This is a genomic window from Pseudomonas mandelii (assembly GCF_006438925.1).
GTDB classification, from domain to species: Bacteria; Pseudomonadota; Gammaproteobacteria; order Pseudomonadales; family Pseudomonadaceae; genus Aquipseudomonas; species Aquipseudomonas mandelii_C.
In genome coordinates, this window is record NZ_RCZA01000001.1 from 351,660 (window position 1) to 370,970 (window position 19,311).

Annotated in this window: 15 protein-coding genes and 1 pseudogene; 7 read left to right on the plus strand and 9 right to left on the minus strand. The window is 58.2% G+C overall.

Annotation, left to right across the window (positions count from 1 at the left end; all coding sequences use genetic code 11):
* Nucleotides 1-210: 210 nt before the first annotated feature.
* From EAH74_RS01650 to EAH74_RS01660, 3 genes are all read right to left on the minus strand, one after another.
* On the minus strand, nt 211-849 hold the full coding sequence (locus EAH74_RS01650) for a peroxiredoxin (RefSeq protein ID WP_129440176.1): 639 nt from the start codon (nt 847-849) through the stop codon (nt 211-213).
* Between the two features lie 294 nt (nt 850-1,143).
* Complete coding sequence (locus tag EAH74_RS01655) at nt 1,144-2,511, minus strand: OprD family porin (RefSeq protein ID WP_140675262.1); 1,368 nt, start codon at nt 2,509-2,511, stop codon at nt 1,144-1,146.
* Nucleotides 2,512-2,915: 404 nt separating this feature from the next.
* Nucleotides 2,916-4,244, minus strand: a complete 1,329-nt coding sequence (locus EAH74_RS01660; RefSeq protein WP_140675266.1) for an OprD family porin — start codon at nt 4,242-4,244, stop codon at nt 2,916-2,918.
* Nucleotides 4,245-4,601: 357 nt separating this feature from the next.
* Here EAH74_RS01660 and tauA point away from each other — a divergent pair.
* Nucleotides 4,602-4,805: pseudogene (tauA, locus tag EAH74_RS01665) on the plus strand (taurine ABC transporter substrate-binding protein); the annotation flags it as partial.
* Between the two features lie 186 nt (nt 4,806-4,991).
* Here tauA and argA read toward each other — a convergent pair.
* Together argA and argE are read right to left on the minus strand one after the other, a co-directional pair.
* The gene (gene argA, locus EAH74_RS01670) at nt 4,992-6,290 is read right to left on the minus strand and encodes an amino-acid N-acetyltransferase (RefSeq protein WP_140675270.1); all 1,299 of its coding nucleotides are present in this window, start codon (nt 6,288-6,290) and stop codon (nt 4,992-4,994) included.
* Nucleotides 6,291-6,520: 230 nt separating this feature from the next.
* Entirely contained in the window at nt 6,521-7,687 is a 1,167-nt protein-coding gene (gene argE, locus EAH74_RS01680) for an acetylornithine deacetylase (protein ID WP_140675273.1), read from the minus strand.
* Between the two features lie 177 nt (nt 7,688-7,864).
* Here argE and EAH74_RS01685 point away from each other — a divergent pair, with 177 nt between their 5' ends.
* Complete coding sequence (locus EAH74_RS01685; RefSeq protein ID WP_140675276.1) at nt 7,865-9,232, plus strand: inorganic triphosphatase; 1,368 nt, start codon at nt 7,865-7,867, stop codon at nt 9,230-9,232.
* A gap of 85 nt (nt 9,233-9,317) precedes the next feature.
* Here the strand turns inward: EAH74_RS01685 and EAH74_RS01690 are convergent, their stop codons facing one another.
* Entirely contained in the window at nt 9,318-9,788 is a 471-nt protein-coding gene (locus tag EAH74_RS01690; protein WP_140675279.1) for an Lrp/AsnC family transcriptional regulator, read from the minus strand.
* A 126-nt stretch (nt 9,789-9,914) separates the two neighbouring features.
* On the opposite strand from EAH74_RS01690, the gene EAH74_RS01695 reads away from it, so the two are divergent.
* The 4 genes from EAH74_RS01695 to EAH74_RS01710 all read left to right on the plus strand — a co-directional run bounded on the left by EAH74_RS01695 (nt 9,915) and on the right by EAH74_RS01710 (nt 13,398).
* The gene (locus EAH74_RS01695; RefSeq protein WP_140675282.1) at nt 9,915-10,253 is read left to right on the plus strand and encodes a hypothetical protein; all 339 of its coding nucleotides are present in this window, start codon (nt 9,915-9,917) and stop codon (nt 10,251-10,253) included.
* A gap of 90 nt (nt 10,254-10,343) precedes the next feature.
* Complete coding sequence (locus EAH74_RS01700) at nt 10,344-12,128, plus strand: GspE/PulE family protein (protein ID WP_140675285.1); 1,785 nt, start codon at nt 10,344-10,346, stop codon at nt 12,126-12,128.
* A gap of 73 nt (nt 12,129-12,201) precedes the next feature.
* A complete protein-coding gene (locus EAH74_RS01705) occupies nt 12,202-12,519 on the plus strand; it encodes a DUF2388 domain-containing protein (RefSeq protein WP_010466645.1) in 318 nt (105 codons plus the stop codon).
* A 213-nt stretch (nt 12,520-12,732) separates the two neighbouring features.
* Nucleotides 12,733-13,398, plus strand: coding sequence for an outer membrane protein (locus EAH74_RS01710; protein ID WP_140675288.1), 666 nt, complete (start codon nt 12,733-12,735; stop codon nt 13,396-13,398).
* A 63-nt stretch (nt 13,399-13,461) separates the two neighbouring features.
* On the opposite strand, the gene gcvP is transcribed toward EAH74_RS01710, so the two are convergent.
* The gene (gcvP, locus tag EAH74_RS01715) at nt 13,462-16,335 is read right to left on the minus strand and encodes an aminomethyl-transferring glycine dehydrogenase (protein ID WP_140675290.1); all 2,874 of its coding nucleotides are present in this window, start codon (nt 16,333-16,335) and stop codon (nt 13,462-13,464) included.
* A gap of 155 nt (nt 16,336-16,490) precedes the next feature.
* On the opposite strand from gcvP, the gene EAH74_RS01720 reads away from it, so the two are divergent.
* On the plus strand, nt 16,491-17,630 hold the full coding sequence (locus EAH74_RS01720; RefSeq protein WP_140675293.1) for a DegT/DnrJ/EryC1/StrS family aminotransferase: 1,140 nt from the start codon (nt 16,491-16,493) through the stop codon (nt 17,628-17,630).
* Between the two features lie 114 nt (nt 17,631-17,744).
* Here EAH74_RS01720 and gcvH read toward each other — a convergent pair whose 3' ends face one another.
* Both gcvH and gcvT read right to left on the minus strand, forming a co-directional pair.
* Nucleotides 17,745-18,128: a glycine cleavage system protein GcvH gene (gcvH, locus tag EAH74_RS01725; protein WP_074871817.1), complete on the minus strand. Its 384-nt coding sequence runs from the start codon at nt 18,126-18,128 to the stop codon at nt 17,745-17,747.
* 50 nt (nt 18,129-18,178) lie between these two features.
* Nucleotides 18,179-19,261: a glycine cleavage system aminomethyltransferase GcvT gene (gene gcvT, locus EAH74_RS01730; RefSeq protein WP_140675296.1), complete on the minus strand. Its 1,083-nt coding sequence runs from the start codon at nt 19,259-19,261 to the stop codon at nt 18,179-18,181.
* Between the last annotated feature and the right edge of the window lie 50 nt (nt 19,262-19,311).

A 19,311-nucleotide genomic window follows, 5' to 3' on the forward strand; every position in this document is an offset into this window, starting at 1 on the left:
GATTTTTATATCCATAAATCATATTTATTCATTTGGTTATTCCTTGTAGATCTATAAGGAATGTCTTTTCCCAGGCAAAAAAATAGGCCGTAAAAACGACCTGAAATCCCCTGCTTTGTGGATACCTTGAAAAGATCGCAGCCTGCGGCAGCTCCTACATGGATCGGCGTACACCCGTAGGAGCTGCCGAAGGCTGCGATCTTTTGATCTTCAACGATTCGGCTGTGGCGTCAGACGCAGGTACGGCTTAACCGCGCGATAGCCCTTGGGAAAGCGTTTCTTGATTTCATCTTCGTCCTTGAGCGACGGCACAATCACCACTTCATCACCGTCCTGCCAGTTGGCCGGGGTGGCCACCTTGTAGTTGTCGGTGAGTTGAAGCGAGTCGATCACTCGCAGAATTTCATGGAAGTTACGACCGGTGCTCGCCGGGTAGGTGATGGTCAGCCGAACCTTTTTGTTCGGGTCGATCACGAACAGCGAACGCACGGTCAGGGTGTCGTTGGCGTTGGGGTGGATCAGGTCGTAGAGGTCCGAGACCTTGCGGTCGGCGTCGGCAAGAATCGGGAAGTTGACGAGGGTGTTCTGGGTTTCGTTGATGTCTTCGATCCACTTGTGGTGCGAGTCCACCGGGTCCACGGACAGGGCAATGGCTTTCACACCGCGCTGCGCAAATTCGTCCTTGAGCTTGGCAGTGAAGCCCAACTCGGTGGTGCACACCGGGGTGAAGTCCGCCGGATGGGAAAACAGCACGCCCCAGCTATCGCCCAGCCATTCGTGGAAACGGAGGGTGCCGGCGCTGGAATCCTGTTCGAAGTCGGGGGCGATATCGCCCAGTCTGAGGCTCATGGTGCTGCTCCTGGTGAGTGCTTGTTGAGGTCAACTGTGCCTGCATTTCTTATTCATTAAAAAGAATAAATATCGATTTATTTAGATCATAAATGAATATTAAAAATGTGTTCACTGGACCTCGGCGACGATCAGGACGACCATCACCCACAAGGTTCGAGAAGGCCTTGAGTTGCTGCACAAAGAGGGAAATTTCGAGGAAGGTTTACGGGGGTGAGCCTGACTTGAAAACGCAAAAGCCCCGCCCGGCGAGATGCCGGGCGGGGCTTTTTTGCTTCAGTTACGCGAGGGCTATTACAACAGCGGGATCGAGTAGCTGACGATCAGACGGTTTTCGTCCTGGTCGCGCTGGCCTGGAACGTCGTTGCGCCACATGGCGTTTTTCCATGTGAGGCCCAGGTTTTTCAGTGGGCCTTCCTGGACTACGTACGCCAGGGTCAGGTCGCGTTCCCATTCGGAACGGCCAGTTGCGTTGACGCTCGTCTGAGCAGCACCCACTTTACCGGTGGTGTCGATGTTATCGCCACGCAGGTAAACGATGCCGGCAGTTGCGCCTGGCAGGCCAAGCTTGGCGAAGTCATACGAGTAGCGAGCTTGCCAGGTACGTTCGCCGGCGCGAGCGAACTTGGCAATCTGCGAGTCGGTAGTGAGGTAAGCCGACGAGCCGTCACCCTGGTTCAACCAAGGGAAATCGCTGTTACCGTTGCTGACCTGGTAACCGCCACCGAAGGTGTGACCGGCAACCGAGTACAGGAACAGGCCGCTGTACAGGTTGTTGTCGACTTTGCCTTTGGTGATGCCAGTACCGTAGTCACCCGTGGTGAAATAGGCGGAATCATGGCCGTTGGCGCCATCGTCACGGCTGTTGAAGTAACGGAAGTCAGACTTCAGTACGCCCGGACCGATCGACCAGTTGTGAACCAGACCCAGGAAGTGCTGCTTGTAGAAATCTTCCAGGTTGCCGTAGTAGTACTGAGCAGTCAGGTCTTTGGTGATCTTGTAGTCGCCACCACCGTAGATGAACTTGTTGCTGTCACGGCCAGTAGCGGTGGGAGAGTTCGCACCGGCAATCGACAACTCTTCGTTGTTGCTGGAGTTACGACCTTTGGCGTGCTCGATCTGACCACCGACCACGGTCAGGTCCTTGATCTCGTTCGAGGTGATCTGGCCGCCCTGGAAGGTTTGCGGCAGCAGGCGACCATCGTTGGTCACGATCACCGGCAGTTTTGGCTGCAGGGTGCCCAACTTCAGCTCAGTCTGGGAGATCTTGGCCTTGGCCGTCAGACCCAGGCTGGAGAAGTTATCAACCGCTTCGCCGTTGGACTTGCTTGGGAAAACAGTGCCGCCGTAAGAAGTCGACGTGGCGCCGTTAGTGCCGCCGCCAGAATCCAGACGCACACCCAGCAGGCCGATAGCATCGATACCGAAGCCGACGGTGCCTTGGGTGTAGCCGGAGATGAAGCGCAGGTCGAAGCCTTGGCCCCATTCTTCGTTCTTGTTCTGCGCGCCGGCAGCTTTGGTGCCCGAATCACGGTTATCGGTATTGATGTAGAAGTTACGCAGCCCCAAAGTAGCCTTGCTGTCGTCGATGAAACCGGCGGCGCCTGCCTGCTGAGCCAAAACCCCTACGGCCACAGCCAGGGCCAAGGTGGACTTGTTCATTTGTTTCGCTCCTATCGTTTCTAATTTTTGAGGTCCTTGGTCGAATGCCCTGGATCCGCAGACGCGCCAATCGCGCCAGCCCCTCTAAATCGTTGGTGATCGCTACAGGACACCTCGAAAAAAGCCATAAAAGAATTTAAACATTCTTTTTCATTCCATTTGGCTATATAAAATCGCATCACAGAACAGAGGTATCGGCTAAAAAACCAATTCCTTAACCTGTTTGATTGTCGAGGGGGAAAATTGCCAAATCCGAGACCTGTCGCGAATCGGATGAGCTTACTTTATGCGTTTGGGGAAAAAGCTAAAAAGAATAAAAAATCATCATGCGCGCTGTTTATGGAATATAAAAAGAAACCCGAAAAAAAACCTCGCCAGCGGGCGAGGTTTTTTTCTGACAGCTATTACAAGAAGCTGTAGGTGTAGTTGAAGATCAGACGGGTCTGGTCCTGGCTGGCGATACCGGTATCGCTGCCACGGTAAGTGCCATGACGCAGCGTTGTGCCGAAGCCCTTGAGTACGCCTTGCTGGATGGTGTAGTCCACACGCAGGTCGCGTTCCCACTCGGACTGATCAGGGCTGGTACCGTTTTTGGCCTTGATGTTATCGCCATACAGGTAGGCGGCCGAGGCTTTCAGACCTGGCACACCCAACGCAGCGAAGTCGTAGCTGTACTGACCGAACGTGGTGTTTTCACCGGCCCGGACAAAGCCGTTGATCATGGAATCGGTGAACAGGTAGAAGCTTGCGCCGCCCGCTTCTTCGCTGCGACGGTTGTCATTCACAACGTTACCCTGGTTCAGGTAGACGAAACCGCCGTCATCATTGACGCGTTGATGACCCAGCAGGAACGCGTTGCCACCCAGGGTGTAGGTGAACATGGCGCTCCAGGTCTTGTTGTCGACCTCACCCGGGGTCTTGGCGTAACCACCGTTGTTGTTGAACTGATAGCCCGCATCGCCGTTCTTGCCATCGGAACCGCTATCGAAGTAGCGCAGGTCCGTCTTGAAGGACTGATTGGTACCAATCGGCCAGACATGCACCAGACCCAGGAAGTCCTGTTTGTAGTAGTCCTTCAGATTCGCATGGTAGTACTGCAGAGTCAGGTCTTTGGTGACCTTCCAGTCGGCACCGGCATAACGGAACTGGTTGCTCTCCTCGGTACCACCAGCCACGGCCAGACCGGTGCTGTTGGAAGAGGCGCGACCCGCCGCGTGCTCCAACTGACCAACGTTGAAGGTAACGTTGTCGATTTCCTTCGAGGAGATCGTGCCACCCTCAAAGGTCTGTGGCAGCAGACGGCTGTCGTTCGCGACCAGAATCGGCATGTTCGGTTGCAACGCGCCGCCCAAGTGGGCCTCGGTCTTGGAGAAGCGTGCCTTTACGTTAGCTGCCGCACGGCTCCACTCACTCGCCGCCGAACCATCGGAGTCGCTTGGGAAGAATGAGCTCGGGTACGGGTGATGCCCCTTGCCGCCGTCCAGATGGATACCGACGAGGGCCTGGGCGTCGATACCGAAGCCGACAGTTCCCTGGGTGAAACCAGACAGGTAATCGAATTTGAGGCCTTCAGCGGTCTCTTTCTGATCCGCTCCGCCGTCACGGTTATCGTTATTGAAATACATGGTCCGAGAACTGACGGAAGCCTTGCTGTCTTCGATGAAACCCGCGGCGCCTGCCTGCTGCGCCAAAACCCCAACAGCCACGGCCAGGGCCAAGGTCGACTTGTTCATTGTTTCGCTCCTATCGTTTCTAATTCTTGTGTTCCTGGTCCCGGGTCGTATGCCCGGGATCCTAAGATCCGCGATTAGCGCCAGACCGTGACTCACAAGTCAATCGTAACTATGTGTGTCTACGACCATGGTCTAATCCCCCGTAAATTTGCTCCTTGCCGGGTAATGAACGCTTCATAAACCCAAAAAGAATCACTCAACCTTTTTTCATACCGTTTAGGCATTTAGCTCTGCCGCACCCGAATGAGACGGAAGGCGGGTGCCGGGCCCATAAGCTAATTACTAAATGGTATTTGTTAGCCTTTTTTTAGATCGATTAGCGTTTACGCAATTCGCAATCCATCGAAAGGCAGCGCCATGACGACCAAACGCGCAATATCCAGCTTAATTGTTACAGTTTGTGTATCGCTAGTAATTTCTTCAAACGCTCACGCGGCGAACCTCACGGTCGGTTATCAAACCGGCATCGACCCCAGCAAGGTTCCCCAAGCAGATGGACTGTACGAGAAAACCATAGGCCATAAAATTGATTGGCGTCGTTTTAATAGCGGCCTGGAAGTGGGCCAAATTCCCCAAGGTCACGCTGGACTCGTTCGCCGACCATGCCGCGCATAAGGACAGCTGACTCGGTATCGGTGCAAAAAATCGCCAAACTGACCGGTGCCAATGCCGTCGATGTGCCGGAGTTGCTGGCCGGTTCCACGCTCTGCGTCGCAACGATCAAACGCAGAGCGTGGAACGATCAGGTCAGAGGGTTTTTTCGAAGATCTTCGAATTACGCTGATAGTTGTACAGCGACGCCCGCGCTGATGGCAGACGTTCAACACTGCTCGGCACAAACCCACGCTCACGAAACCAGTGAGCGGTCCGGGTCGTCAGTACGAACAAGGTTTTCAGCCCCTGAGCCCGGGCGCGGGTTTCGATGCGCTCCAGCAGCTCATCACCACGACCGCCATGGCGATACTCCGGGTTCACCGCCAGACACGCCAACTCCCCCGCATCCGAATCAGCAATCTGATACAGCGCCGCACACGCGATGATCATGCCTTCGCGCTCGACCACACTGAACTGCTCGATCTCACGCTCCAGCACCTCGCGGGAACGCCGCACCAGGATGCCCTGCTCTTCCAGCGGGCTGATCAAATCCAGCAAACCACCGACGTCTTCGATGGCCGCTTCGCGCACAATCTCGAATTGCTCCTGGGCCACCAGCGTACCGCCGCCATCGCGGGTGAACAGTTCAGTAAGCAATGCGCCGTTTTCGACATAACTGACGATATGGCTGCGGGCGACACCGCCGCGACAGGCTTCAGCGGCCGCATCCAGCAGCTCGGCCTGATAGTTGCTGCCCAACCGCTGCAGATGCGCCGGCACTTGTTGCGGACGCAACTCGCGAACCAGGCGACCGTTTTCATCGATCAGACCCAGATCGGCGCCGAACAACAGCAGCTTGTCCGCCCCCAGATCGATGGCCGCGCGGGTGGCGACGTCTTCGCAGGCGAGGTTGAAAATCTCACCGGTCGGCGAGTAACCCAGTGGCGACAACAGCACGATGGAACGCTCATCCAGCAGGCGATTGATGCCCTTGCGGTCGACCCGACGCACTTCGCCGGTGTGGTGATAGTCGACACCTTCGAGCACGCCAATCGGCCGCGCCGTCACCAGGTTGCCGCTGGCCACCCGCAGACGCGAGCCCTGCATCGGCGATGAAGCCATGTCCATCGACAGCCGCGCTTCGATGGCGATACGCAGCTGGCCAACCGCATCGATCACACACTCAAGGGTCGCGGCATCGGTGATGCGCATGCCGTGGTGGTAATGCGGGGTCAGGCCGCGCGCAGCCAGGCGGGTTTCAATTTGCGGACGGGAACCGTGAACCAGCACCAGTCGCACGCCCAGGCTGTGCAACAGCACCAGGTCGTGGACGATATTGCCGAAGTTCGGGTGCTCCACGCCGTCGCCGGGCAGCATGACGACGAAGGTGCAATCGCGGTGGGCGTTGATGTAAGGCGAAGCGTGACGAAGCCAATTAACGTATTCGGGCATGAACCTGGGCCTGTAATAAATAGCAGCCAAAAAATGGGCGAAACAGAAAAACGCACAGCGGGCTGATGGTTATCGTCGGAACAGGCTTGGCGACACGCGCGCTCTCCTCATGAATACGGGTTTAAACACCGGCAATTTATACGCGCTCCCTGTAGGAGCTGCCGAAGGCTGCGATCTTTTGATCTTTGTTTTTAGACGCAAGATCAAAAGATCGCAGCCTTCGGCAGCTCCTACTCTGGCATTGGCGTTTGGGCCGGTGTCAGGCAGTAATGTTCAATCAGTTGTCGTAATAGATGCACGGTAGGCTGCAAACGTGACATTTCGAGGTATTCCCCCGGTTGGTGCGCACAGGCGATGTCGCCAGGGCCGAGCACCAGGGTTTCGCAGCCAAGACGCTGAAGATAAGGCGCTTCGGTGCCGAACGCCACTGCTTCGGCGAGATGCCCGGTGAGCTTTTCAGCGACTCTGACCAATTCAGAGTCCTCGGCCTGCTCGAAGGGCGGCACCGCGGGGAACAGCGGCGCGTAATCGATCTTCACCTGATGCCACTCGGCAATGGGCTTGAGCTTCTGCAGAATCTCCGCGCGCAGGGCATTGGGGTCCATGCCTGGCAACGGGCGCAGATCAAACTCCAACGAACACTGGCCGCAAATGCGGTTGGGGTTATCGCCGCCATGAATGCAGCCGAAATTCAGGGTCGGCGTCGGCACGCTGAACTGTGGATTACGGAATTCACGCTGCCACAGCAGGCGCAAACCGCGCAGCTCACCGATGGCATCGTGCATGGCTTCGAGGGCGCTGTGGCCCAGGCGTGGATCCGAGGAGTGGCCGCTCTGGCCGAGGATGTCGATGCGCTCCATCATGATGCCTTTGTGCATGCGGATCGGCTTGAGCCCGGTCGGCTCGCCGATCACCGCCGCACGACCGAGCGGACGCCCGGCTTCGGCCAAGGCACGAGCGCCGGACATTGAGCTTTCTTCATCGCAGGTGGCGAGGATCAGCAGCGGTTGCTTGAATGGCTGATCGAGCAGCGGTATGACGGCTTCGATGGCCAGCGCGAAAAAGCCCTTCATGTCGCAACTGCCCAGCCCGACCCAGCGACCATCCACTTCGGTCAGCTTCAGCGGATCGGTCTGCCACAGCGCGCCATCGAACGGCACCGTGTCACTGTGACCGGCCAGCACCAAGCCACCGGGGCCGGAACCGAAACTGGCCAGCAGGTTGAATTTTCCGGGGCTGACCTGCTGGATGTCGCAGGTAAAACCCAGATCGCCGAGCCACGTCGCCAGCAAATCAATTACCGGACGGTTGGTTTGATCGAGGCTGGCCTGCGTGCAGCTGACGGACGGCGCAGCGATCAGTGCAGCGAACTGATCTCTCATGGACGGCAAAGGCATCGCTGACTCCAACTCCCGAATTGAAGTCCATCATAGAACCATCTGGCGACAGGAATAAACCGTCGCGGCCGTCACCAAGCGTCAACAGACCCTATCTCGGATGAGTCCTGTACACTGCACGACCTTGGCAGCCACACATTCCCCCCGGCTGCGCTCCCGATCCTGGATTTTCCGGCCATGCAGAAAGAAACCGAAATCAAACTCCGCGTCAGCCGAGAAACTCTCGCTGCCCTGCGCGAGCACCCGCTCCTGAAAAAACGCAACAAAAGTGGCTGGGAACGCCGTGAGTTGATGAACCAGTACTTCGACACGCCTGAGCGCGACCTGGCCCGCGCCAAGGTTGCCCTGCGCCTGCGCCGCGATGGCGAAGAAGTGATTCAGACCCTCAAGACCCGTGGCCAGAGCGTCGCCGGTTTGTCCGAGCGTAACGAATACGACTGGAACCTGCCCAAAGCCAAGCTCGACGTGAAGAAACTCGACGGCGAATGCTGGCCAGAAGAGTTGGCCGAGCTGGACAAGAAGACCCTGAAGCCGATCTTCACCACCGATTTCGTCCGCGAACGCGCGGAAATCGCCTGGGGCCGTGGCAAGACCAAAGTGGTGATCGAAGCCGCACTGGATCTGGGTCACGTGATCGTGGGCAAGCAGAAAGAAGAAATCTGCGAGCTTGAACTGGAACTGCGCGAAGGCGAGCCGGCCGCTCTGCTGGAACTGGCCGCCGAACTGGCCACGACCCTGGCCCTGATGCCGTGTGACATCAGCAAGGCCGAGCGTGGTTATCGCTTGTACGACGCCAACAGCTATTCGTTGAGCCTGCCGACGCCGCAGATCACCGCTGAAACCCCGCTGGACGACGCTTTCGCCGCGCTGAGCTGGCACTTGCTGAGCAGCAGCCAGCGTCTGGCCGAGCAGTATCGCTTCAATGGCCACTGGCGCCTGTTGCAGGACTGGGTCGAAAACCTGGCTGAATTGCGCGCGCTGCTGAGCAGCCTGGGCCAAGCCGCACCGCGTCAGTCGACACACGATCTGCGCGTCGCGCTGGATGCCTTGCTGGAAGACTGGCGCCCACTGGTGCAAGCCGGTGTCGACGACGAAGACGTGCGCAAAGCCGCGCCGGAGCAGTTCCTCGAAGAACTGGAAGACCCACGCTGGGGCTTATTCTCGCTGAACACTTCGCGCTGGTTGCTGGCCCGCACCTGGGCTGCCGATCGCAATGTCCGCGGCAATCGCCAGGGCGCTGCGCAATTGGGTAGCTGGTTGCCGCGTTTGCTGGGTGAAGAAGCGACTTCCCTGCAACTGCAGCGTTATCAGCAACAACCGGAAGACCTGGCCGAGCAACTGCCGCGCATCGAGCGCATCCAGGCCTGGCTGCACCACGCCCGCAGCGTGCTGGACATCCCGGAAATGGATCGCCTGTACGGTGAGCTGAAACAGCTTGCTCAATTGGCGAACGAGCCGATCACCGATGAATCGCTGGATGCGCGCAAGCAGCAGGCGATCGCGGTGTATCAGAATCGTGCCTGGAAGATGCTTCTGCGTATGTAACACCGCCAAAAGATCGCAACCTTCGGCAGCTCTACAGGTGTACGCATTCCCTTGTAGGAGCTGCCGCAGGCTGCGATCTTTTGCTTTATCGCAACACTGGCAAACTCGTCGTGGATTTGATCTCCGACAACGCCACGATCGAGTTCACCTCCTGAATCCCCGGCACCATCGACAGCTTCTCGAAAAAGAAGCGCTCATACGCCTCGATGTCCGCCGTCACAATCCGCAGCAAGAAATCCACCGACCCCATCAGCACATAACATTCCAGCACTTCGGGAAAACCGCGAATTGCCTCGGTGAATTCGGTGAAGTTCGAACGCCCGTGAGCGTTGAGTTTGATTTCGGCGAAGATCTGCGTGTTAAGCCCGATTTTTTTCCGATCAAGCAGCGTCACTTGCCCGCGAATGATCCCCTCGTCCTTCATCCGCTGTATCCGCCGCCAGCACGGCGACTGCGACAGCCCCACCTGTTCCGCAATCTGCGCACTGGAAAGTGAAGCGTCCTCTTGCAGTAACGCGAGGATCTTGCGGTCGTAGCCATCCAGCTCGCTATGCATAAAAAAACCTTCGATTGATCACTTTCCGAATCAAGCAATTCAAATAATCGCCAATAAGCCCCATCATAGATAAGAAATGCCCGGCACCGAATGTAAAAATTCCTCCAGTGATTTTGGAGACCGACCATGCCGCATCTAGAAGCCGTCAACACCCCGCACACCCGCGCCGATGTCTGGAACGTCAGCAACGCCCACTGCCGTGTTCATTACCAACTGTTGGCCGAGGCCGAACCGGATCTGCTGTGCCGGGCGCTCAACCTGTTCGCTTTGCAGTTTCTGACGCCGCAACAGGTCAACGTGCAGCGGACGGACGATCTGTTGTCGATCGACATCGTGATAGACGGCCTGAGCTGGCACCGCGCCCAAGTGATCGCGGAAAAATTACGTAACCTGATCAGCGTCTGTTCGGTTGAGCTGCAAGCGGCTGATTGCGCATGGAATGAACCGGCTCAGGCGGCGGGCTGAAAAAACTCGACACGGCTTCGTCGGGTAGTGGCCCAACGGTCTGCGGGTCCGCGACTATCCTTTGCGAACTGTTGTTCATGAGGAGCCCGCATGTCCGTTCAACTTGCCATTCAGGACCGCTGGCTGGATCTCAATGATTTGCTGCGCGAACTGGTCGCCCAAGGCTTTATCAGCCAGGACTCGGCCGAGCACGCGCTCAATGCTCGACGCCGTCATGCCGCCAATGGCCAGATGCACCCACTGGAATTCATCGCCAGCCAACACCTGGACGACCTCAGCCGTCCCGGCAAACACCTCGACCTGGAAAGCCTGACGCTTTGGCTGTCGCAGCAGGCCGGCCAGCCTTACTTGCGCATCGACCCGCTGAAAATCAACGTGGCGGCCATTACCCCGCTGATGTCCTACGCGTTCGCCCAGCGCCACAAGATCCTCGCCGTGTCCATCGACCGCGACGCGGTGACCGTGGCCAGCGCCCAGCCCTACGTCACCGGTTGGGAAGCCGACCTGACCCATGTGCTGAAGCTGCCGATCAAGCGTGTGGTGGCCAACCCGGTGGACATCCAGCGCTTCAGCGTGGAGTTTTTCCGCCTGGCCAAATCGGTCAGCGGTGCGACCAACGCCGATCAGCAGATGAACACCCTGGGCAATTTCGAGCAGTTGCTCAACCTCGGCGCCAGCGACCAGGAACCGGACGCCAACGACGCGCACATCGTCAACATCGTCGACTGGCTGTTCCAGTACGCCTTCCAGCAACGCGCCAGTGACATCCACATCGAACCCCGGCGCGAACAAGGCACGGTGCGCTTTCGCATCGACAGCGTGCTGCACAACGTCTATCAATTCCCGCCGCAAGTGACCATGGCCATCGTCAGCCGCCTGAAAAGCCTCGGGCGGATGAACGTCGCGGAAAAACGCAAACCCCAGGACGGCCGGGTGAAAACCAAAACCCCGGACGGTGGCGAAGTCGAGCTGCGGCTGTCGACTCTGCCGACGGCGTTCGGCGAAAAAATGGTCATGCGGATCTTCGACCCGGAGGTGCTGCTCAAGGATTTCGATCAGCTGGGCTTCTCCGCCGAAGACTTGCGCCGCTGGCAGGACATGACGAGCCAGCCCAACGGCATCATCCTTGTCACCGGCCCGACCGGTTCCGGCAAGACCACCACGCTGTACACCACCCTGAAAAAACTGGCGACGCCGGAGGTCAACCTCTGCACCATCGAAGACCCGATCGAAATGGTCGAGCCGGCGTTCAACCAGATGCAAGTCCAGCACAATATCGACCTGACCTTCGCCGCCGGTGTGCGCGCACTGATGCGACAGGATCCGGACATCATCATGATCGGTGAGATCCGTGATCTGGAAACCGCTGAAATGGCGATCCAGGCTGCGCTCACGGGCCACTTGGTGCTGTCGACATTGCACACCAACGATGCGCCGAGCGCGATCAGCCGCTTGCTGGAGCTGGGCGTGCCGCATTACCTGATCAAAGCCACGGTGCTCGGCGTCATGGCCCAGCGCCTGGTCCGCACCTTGTGCCCGCATTGCAAGGCGCCGCTGACCCTGGGTGAAGAAGACTGGCAAACCTTGACCCGGCCCTGGCAGGCACCGTTGCCGAACAACGCACATCGCGCCATCGGTTGCCTTGAATGCCGCGAAACCGGATACCGCGGCCGCGCCGGGGTCTACGAAATCATGCAGCTGACGGACGGCGTCAAAGCGCTGATCAACCCCGACACCGATTTGCTGGCGGTGCGGCGTCAGGCCTTCAAGGAAGGCATGCGCAGTTTGCGGTTGTCAGGGGCGCAAAAAGTGGCGGCGGGTTTAACGACGATCGAGGAGGTGCTGCGAGTAACGCCGCAGAGCGAACAAAAGTAGGCGCGGCCGTTATGGAACTCGATTGGGGGATTGGCAATCAAACGCCGTAGTTAACCCAGTGGAGTCACCCAATATGCGTCTCAAACTTGCTGTCGCTACCATCGCCTTGTTGTCCCTTCCTGTCGGTTCGGCGATGGCTGATAGCTTTTGGCGTAACGTCATCTCGTCCGGTGCGACCACCGGTTCGACCTACCTGACCTTCAAGGATCACAAACTGATCGTTGCTGCCCAGGACGATGCCGGCAGCTTTGTAGCCAGCGACGGCGGCATTCGCGGCCCATACCTGGAGGCCGCGATGCAGAAAGTCCGCGCCGACAACCCTGGCCTGCAGGCCACGGACATGGAACTGGCGAACGCGATCCTGGCGAAGAATGCCGTGGCTTCGGAATAAGCGTTGTTGCTGAATAAAAAATGCCGCTCTCACTGAGCGGCATTTTTTTGAACCACAGAAATTGCACAGCTTTTTCCTACGTAGGCTAACGCCAAAACACTGACATACAGACGAGTTTTCGCCGACCTACTGATGAAAGCTCTGATATGAGCGCCAGACGTGCGAACTCAAACTTTGTCGATTCGGATTACCCCCACAAGCGAATCGACTCACATGAAAAAACCAGTCTTATCTTTACTTCTGCTGGCCGCCTACAGTCACGTTTCCCAAGCCGAAGGCCTGTACGGCTCGATAAAAATCCAGAGCGTCCAGCAAGACCTTGCCGACGCCCTGCTCACAAGTCCCAGGGTGAACAACCGAATCGTCAGTCCGGAACGCAACAAAGATGTCGGCGGCTCCGTTGCGCTCGGCTATGAGTTCATAGGTGGCTGGCGTCTGGAAAGCGAGTACACCATCAAGCAGGACTCAGAATTCAAGAGTTACTGGGCGCCATTCAACGCCAACGTTAACAACATGCAGGTCTCATCCAAGCGCCTGATGTTCAATGCCTATAAGGACTTCCCCCTGACCCAAAGCCTATCGCTGTACGCCATGGCCGGCGCAGGCGTGGCCCATATCAATTCCGAAGGTTACCAGTCCAACCCTTCACGTCGATTTGCCAACAATACCCAAAACAATTTCGCCTACAACTTGGGCGTCGGTGCAGACCTCAAACTGACCCGGCAAATTACCGTCGGCACCGGCTACCGCTATGTCGACATGGGTAAGGTTGAAACCGGCTATAACACCTTCGCCAACCGCATCAATGCACGGGACGAACAACTAAAGGGCAAGCTACGAGAGCAGAATCTTTACGTTGAAGCGCGGATGTCGTTCTGATTCATGACTCAAAAAAATGCCGCTCTCCATGAGCGGCATTTTTTTGCCCGCTGCAAAACCCTGTCAGCGGTAATCGTCCACCGGGACGCAAGCGCAAAACAGGTTCCGGTCGCCGTAAACGTTATCGACACGGTTCACCACAGGCCAGTACTTATGCGCCTTGGTGTGAGCATCCGGTGTAACCGCCTGCTCGATGCTGTAGGGCCGCTCCCAAACCCCGGTGATATCCGCCAGGGTATGCGGTGAACGTTTCAGCGGGTTGTCATCGGCCGGCCAGTTGCCGTTCTGCACCTCGGTAATTTCCGCACGGATACTCAGCATAGCCCCGATAAACCGGTCCAGCTCTGCCTTCGATTCACTTTCGGTCGGTTCAACCATCAACGTCCCCGGCACCGGAAACGACATGGTCGGCGCATGGAAGCCATAGTCCATCAGCCGCTTGGCGACGTCCTCCTCGCTGATCCCGGTCAGCGCCTTGAGTGGCCGCAGGTCAAGAATGCATTCGTGAGCCACCCGCTCGTTGCGCCCGGTGTAAAGCACCGCAAACGCCCCGGACAAGTGCTGCGCCAGGTAATTCGCGGCGAGGATCGCCACCTCACTGGCATCCGCCAATTGCGGCCCCATCATCGCGATGTACATCCAGCTGATCGGCAGAATGCTCGCACTGCCCCAGGGCGCCGCACTGACTGCGCCGTTTTGCGCCAGTGGCCCGTCAATCGGCACCACCGGGTGATTGGCCACGAATGGCGCCAGATGCGCCCGCACACCAATCGGCCCCATGCCCGGGCCGCCGCCACCATGTGGAATGCAGAAGGTCTTGTGCAAGTTCATGTGGGACACGTCGGCGCCGATGTCCGCCGGACGCGCCAGCCCGACCTGAGCGTTGAGGTTGGCGCCATCCATATACACCTGGCCGCCGTGGCTGTGGATAACTTCGCAGATTTCGCTGATGCCTTCCTCGTATACGCCGTGGGTAGAAGGATACGTCGCCATCAGGCAGGCGAGTTTGTCGCCCGCCTCGGCTGCTTTGCCTTTGAGGTCATCCAGATCAACGTTGCCCGCCTCGTCGCATTCGACGATCACCACCCGCATCCCGGCCATCTGCGCCGAAGCCGGGTTGGTGCCGTGGGCCGAGGACGGAATCAGGCAAATATCTCGTGCGCCCTGATGGCGGCTCTCGTGATATTTGCGGATCGCCAGCAACCCGGCGTACTCGCCTTGGGCCCCGGAGTTGGGCTGCATGCAGATCGCGTCGAAACCGGTAATTGCGCAGAGCCAGCGCTCCAGTTCTTCGATCATCAGCGAATAACCGACCGCCTGCTCTTTCGGCACAAACGGGTGCAGGTTGGCGAACTGCGGCCACGTAATGGGGATCATCTCGCTGGTGGCGTTGAGCTTCATGGTGCAGGAGCCCAGCGGGATCATCGATTGATTGAGCGCCAGGTCCTTGTTCTCCAGTTGCTTGAGGTAGCGCAGCATCTCGGTTTCGCTGTGATGGGCGCTGAACACCGGGTGACGCAGATAAGGCGAGGTACGCAGCAGACCTGCGGGAATGCCGGAAGCAAGAGCTTCAGCGTCCAGTTCGTCGACGTTAAGCCCATGATCAGAACCGAGGAACACATCAAACAACTTCGCGACGGTGGATTCGTCAGAGGTTTCGTCGAGGCTCAGACCCAACTGCCCACGCCCGAGAATGCGCAAGTTGATCTGTGCAGCCTGAGCGCTTTCGATGATTGCGGTCTGAGTACCACCGACTTCCAGCGTCAGCGTGTCGAAAAAGTGTTCATTAAGGCGGGTGATGCCGTGGCGCTCCAGGCCAGCGGCGAGGATGCTGGTCAGCCGATGGACGCGTTGGGCAATGCGTTTGAGCCCTTCCGGACCGTGGTAGACCGCATAGAAACTGGCAATGTTGGCCAGCAGCACCTGAGCGGTGCAAATGTTCGAGTTAGCTTTCTCCCGGCGAATATGTTGCTCGCGGGTTTGCAGGGCCATGCGCAAAGCGACGTTGCCACGAGCGTCCTTCGACACGCCGATGATTCGCCCGGGAATCGCCCGTTTGTATTCATCGCGACTGGCAAAAAACGCCGCGTGAGGTCCGCCGTAACCCATGGGCACGCCGAAACGCTGGGATGAACCGAACACCACGTCGGCGCCCAACTCCCCCGGTGGCGTCAGCAACAGCAGACTCAGCAGATCGGTTGCGACACACGCCAAGGCTTGCTGCGCATGCAGATGATCGATCAATGGACGAAGATCGCGGATTTCGCCGTGGGTGTCGGGATATTGCAGGAGTGCACCGAACACCTGGTGCTGTTTCAAGTTATCCACAGTGTCGATGATCAGCTCGAAGCCGAACCCTTCTGCTCGGGTCTGCACCACGGAAATGGTTTGCGGATGACAGTTTTCGTCGACGAAGAACAGATTGCTTCTGGACTTGGCGACACGCTTGGCCAGTGCCATGGCTTCCGCCGCCGCCGTGGCTTCGTCCAGCAGCGAGGCGTTGGCCAGTTCCAGGCCCGTGAGGTCGATGGTCAATTGCTGGAAGTTCAGCAGCGCCTCGAGCCGCCCTTGGGCGATCTCTGGTTGATACGGTGTGTACGCGGTGTACCAACCGGGATTTTCCAGCACGTTGCGCACAATGACGGCCGGCGTGAGGGTGCCGTGGTAGCCCATGCCGATCAGGCTGGTCCAGACCTGGTTTTGCTCGGCGTAACCGCGCAGTTTGGCCAGCGCGGCTTCTTCGTCGAGGGCGGGCGGCAGGTCGAGCGGCCTGTTCAGGCGGATTCCCGGCGGCACCGTCTGCTCGATCAACTCGACCCGGCTGCCGAGGCCGAGGCTGTCGAGCATCGCCTGTTGCTCGGCGGCATCGGGCCCGAGGTGGCGGCGAAGGAAGGCATTGGGGTCGCGTAACTGGCTCAAGGACGGCAACTGGGACATGACGGGCTCTCTCTTGACTGGCGCTCAACGTCGATGCAACACGGTCAAACCAGCATAGCAGTCGATACCCGAGCGGATGGCGTGGCGCCGTCGACCAATCCGGATCATCATGTTCGGCGCCAACATTAACGTCCGCCATCGGGTCTCTACAGCTCATGAGCCAATTGCCATTTCTGCCGTTTTCCAAACCCACCATCGACGAAGCCACGATTGCCGCTGTGGGTGACGTATTGCGCTCGGGCTGGATTACCAGCGGCCCCAAGGTCCAGGCTTTTGAAGCGCAACTCTCGGAGTATTTTGGCGGGCGCCCGGTGCGCACCTTCAATTCCGGCACCTGCACCATGGAAATCGCCTTACGCATTGCCGGTATCGGGCCGGGCGATGAAGTGATCACCACACCGATTTCCTGGGTTGCCACCGCCAACGTCATTCTGGAAGTCGGCGCGACGCCGGTGTTTGCCGACATTGACCCGATCACCCGCAACATCGACCTGGATCAGCTGGAAGCGGCAATCACCCCGCGCACCAAAGCGATCATTCCCGTGTACCTCGCCGGTTTGCCGGTGGACATGAGCCGGTTGTATGCGATCGCCAAAAAACACGGATTGCGGATTGTCGAAGACGCCGCGCAAGCCTTGGGCTCGAGCTGGAACGGCCAACGCATTGGCTCAACCGGCGATTTCGTGTCCTTCAGTTTCCAGGCGAACAAGAACGTCACCTCGTCTGAGGGCGGTTGCCTGGTATTGAACAATGACGAGGAAGTGCGACTGGCGCAAAAGTACCGTTTACAGGGCGTCACCCGTAGCGGCTTCGATGGTCTGGATGTCGATGTGCTGGGCGGTAAGTTCAACATGACCGATGTTGCAGCGACCATTGGTCTGGGACAGTTTGCTCATATCGAAGCAATCACAGCCCATCGCCGTGAACTGGCCAGGCACTATTTCGCTTGTTTTGGCGAGGATTTCGAAGCGTTGTATGGGGCTCAACTGCCCCCGGCGGATTTCGAGAACAGCAACTGGCATTTGTTTCAGCTGGTGCTGCCTGAGCGCAGGGATAGCCAACCGGCACGGGCTACTTTCATGGAGCAGATGCAGGCATTGGGTATCGGCATCGGCTATCACTACCCGCCGATTCACCTGCTGAGTATTTATCGCGAGCGCGGGTTCAAGGAAGGGATGTTTCCGGTGGCCGAGCGGGTCGGTCGCCTGATCGTTTCACTGCCGATGTTCACCGCCATGACGAAAGCGGATGTTGAGCGGTCAGTCGCAGCGGTGAAGTCCGTACTAAATCCATAGACCCTGTGGGAGCGAGCCTGCTCGCGAAGTGGGAGTGTCAGTTGGCATAACTGTTTGCTGACACACCGCTTTCGCGAGCAGGCTCGCTCCCACATGGATTTCGCAAGGCGACGATTATTCGCCGATGGCAGCCTTGTAACCGGCGGCATCCAGCAGCTTGTCCAGATCGCCAGCGTTGCTTGGCTTGAGCTTGAAGATCCAGGCACCGTACGGGTCGGAGTTGAGCAACTCAGGGTTAGCGCTCAGTTCTTCGTTGATGGCAATCACTTCACCGGCAACCGGGGAGTAGATGTCCGAAGCGGCTTTAACCGACTCCACTACACCGGATTGATCACCGGCAGCGAAGACTGTTCCGACTTCGGTCAGCTCAACGAACACCACGTCGCCCAAGGCTTCCTGAGCGTGATCGCTGATGCCCACGGTGACGCTGCCATCGGCTTCGAGACGGGCCCACTCGTGACTTTCGGCAAAACGCAGGTCGGCAGGAATATCGCTCATGTTCTGTGTCCTCAAGAGAATTGTCAGCGGTCGTTGCCCGCCAAAAAAAGTTAGATCAAGGTTTTGCCATGGCGTACGAAGGTCGGTTTGACCACTCGGACCGGGTACCACTTGCCACGGATTTCCACTTCTGCGCGGTCGGCTGTTGCCATCGGCACGCGCGCCAGTGCTATCGACTTGCTAAGCGTAGGAGAGAAACTACCACTGGTGATCTCCCCTTCGCCAACATTGGCGATGCGGACTACTTGATGAGCGCGCAAAACCCCACGCTCTTCAAGGACCAGACCGACCAGTTTGTGCTGCACGCCACCCGCCCGCTCGGCTTCCAGAGCGCTACGACCGATGAACTGGCGAGTGGCCGGTTCCCAGGCAATGCTCCAGGCCATGTTGGAGGCCAGTGGTGAAACGTCTTGATGAATGTCCTGACCGTAGAGGTTCATACCGGCTTCGACCCGAAGAGTATCGCGCGCCCCGAGGCCGATCGGCGAGATCCCCGCGCCCACCAGATCGTTAAAGAATCCTGGCGCTTGATTCGCTGGCAGAACGATTTCCAGGCCATCTTCGCCGGTGTAACCCGTGCGTGCGATGAACCAGTCACCATCAGGCTGGCCTTCGAAGGGTTTGAGCATCTGAATCAGGTTGCCGCGGGACTGGGTCACCAGCTCGGAGATTTTGTGCCGGGCCTGAGGACCTTGAATGGCCAGCATCGCCAACTCGGAGCGCTCGTTGAGCTGCACATCGAAACCGTCGATATGGGCCTGCATCCAGGCGAGGTCCTGATTGCGGGTGGAGGCGTTGACCACCAGCCGATAACCCTCCTCGAGACGGTAGACGATCATGTCGTCGACGATGCCGCCGCGCTCGTTGAGCATGGTGCTGTACAAGGCACGGCCAGGGCTGTGCAGACGTTCGACGTCATTGGCCAGCAAATGCTGGAGCCAGGCCTTGGCCTGAAGGCCACTGACATCAATTACGGTCATGTGGGATACATCGAAAACCCCGCAATCGCGACGCACCTGATGGTGTTCCTCGACCTGCGAGCCGTAATGCAAAGGCATATCCCAACCGCCAAAATCGACCATCTTCGCGCCGAGGGCGAGATGAAGGTCATACAGAGGCGTGCGCTGTCCCATGGGTTTCTCCTTCCGGGCGTGGCGAAGATGCGGGCCGGTGCTGCACGGCT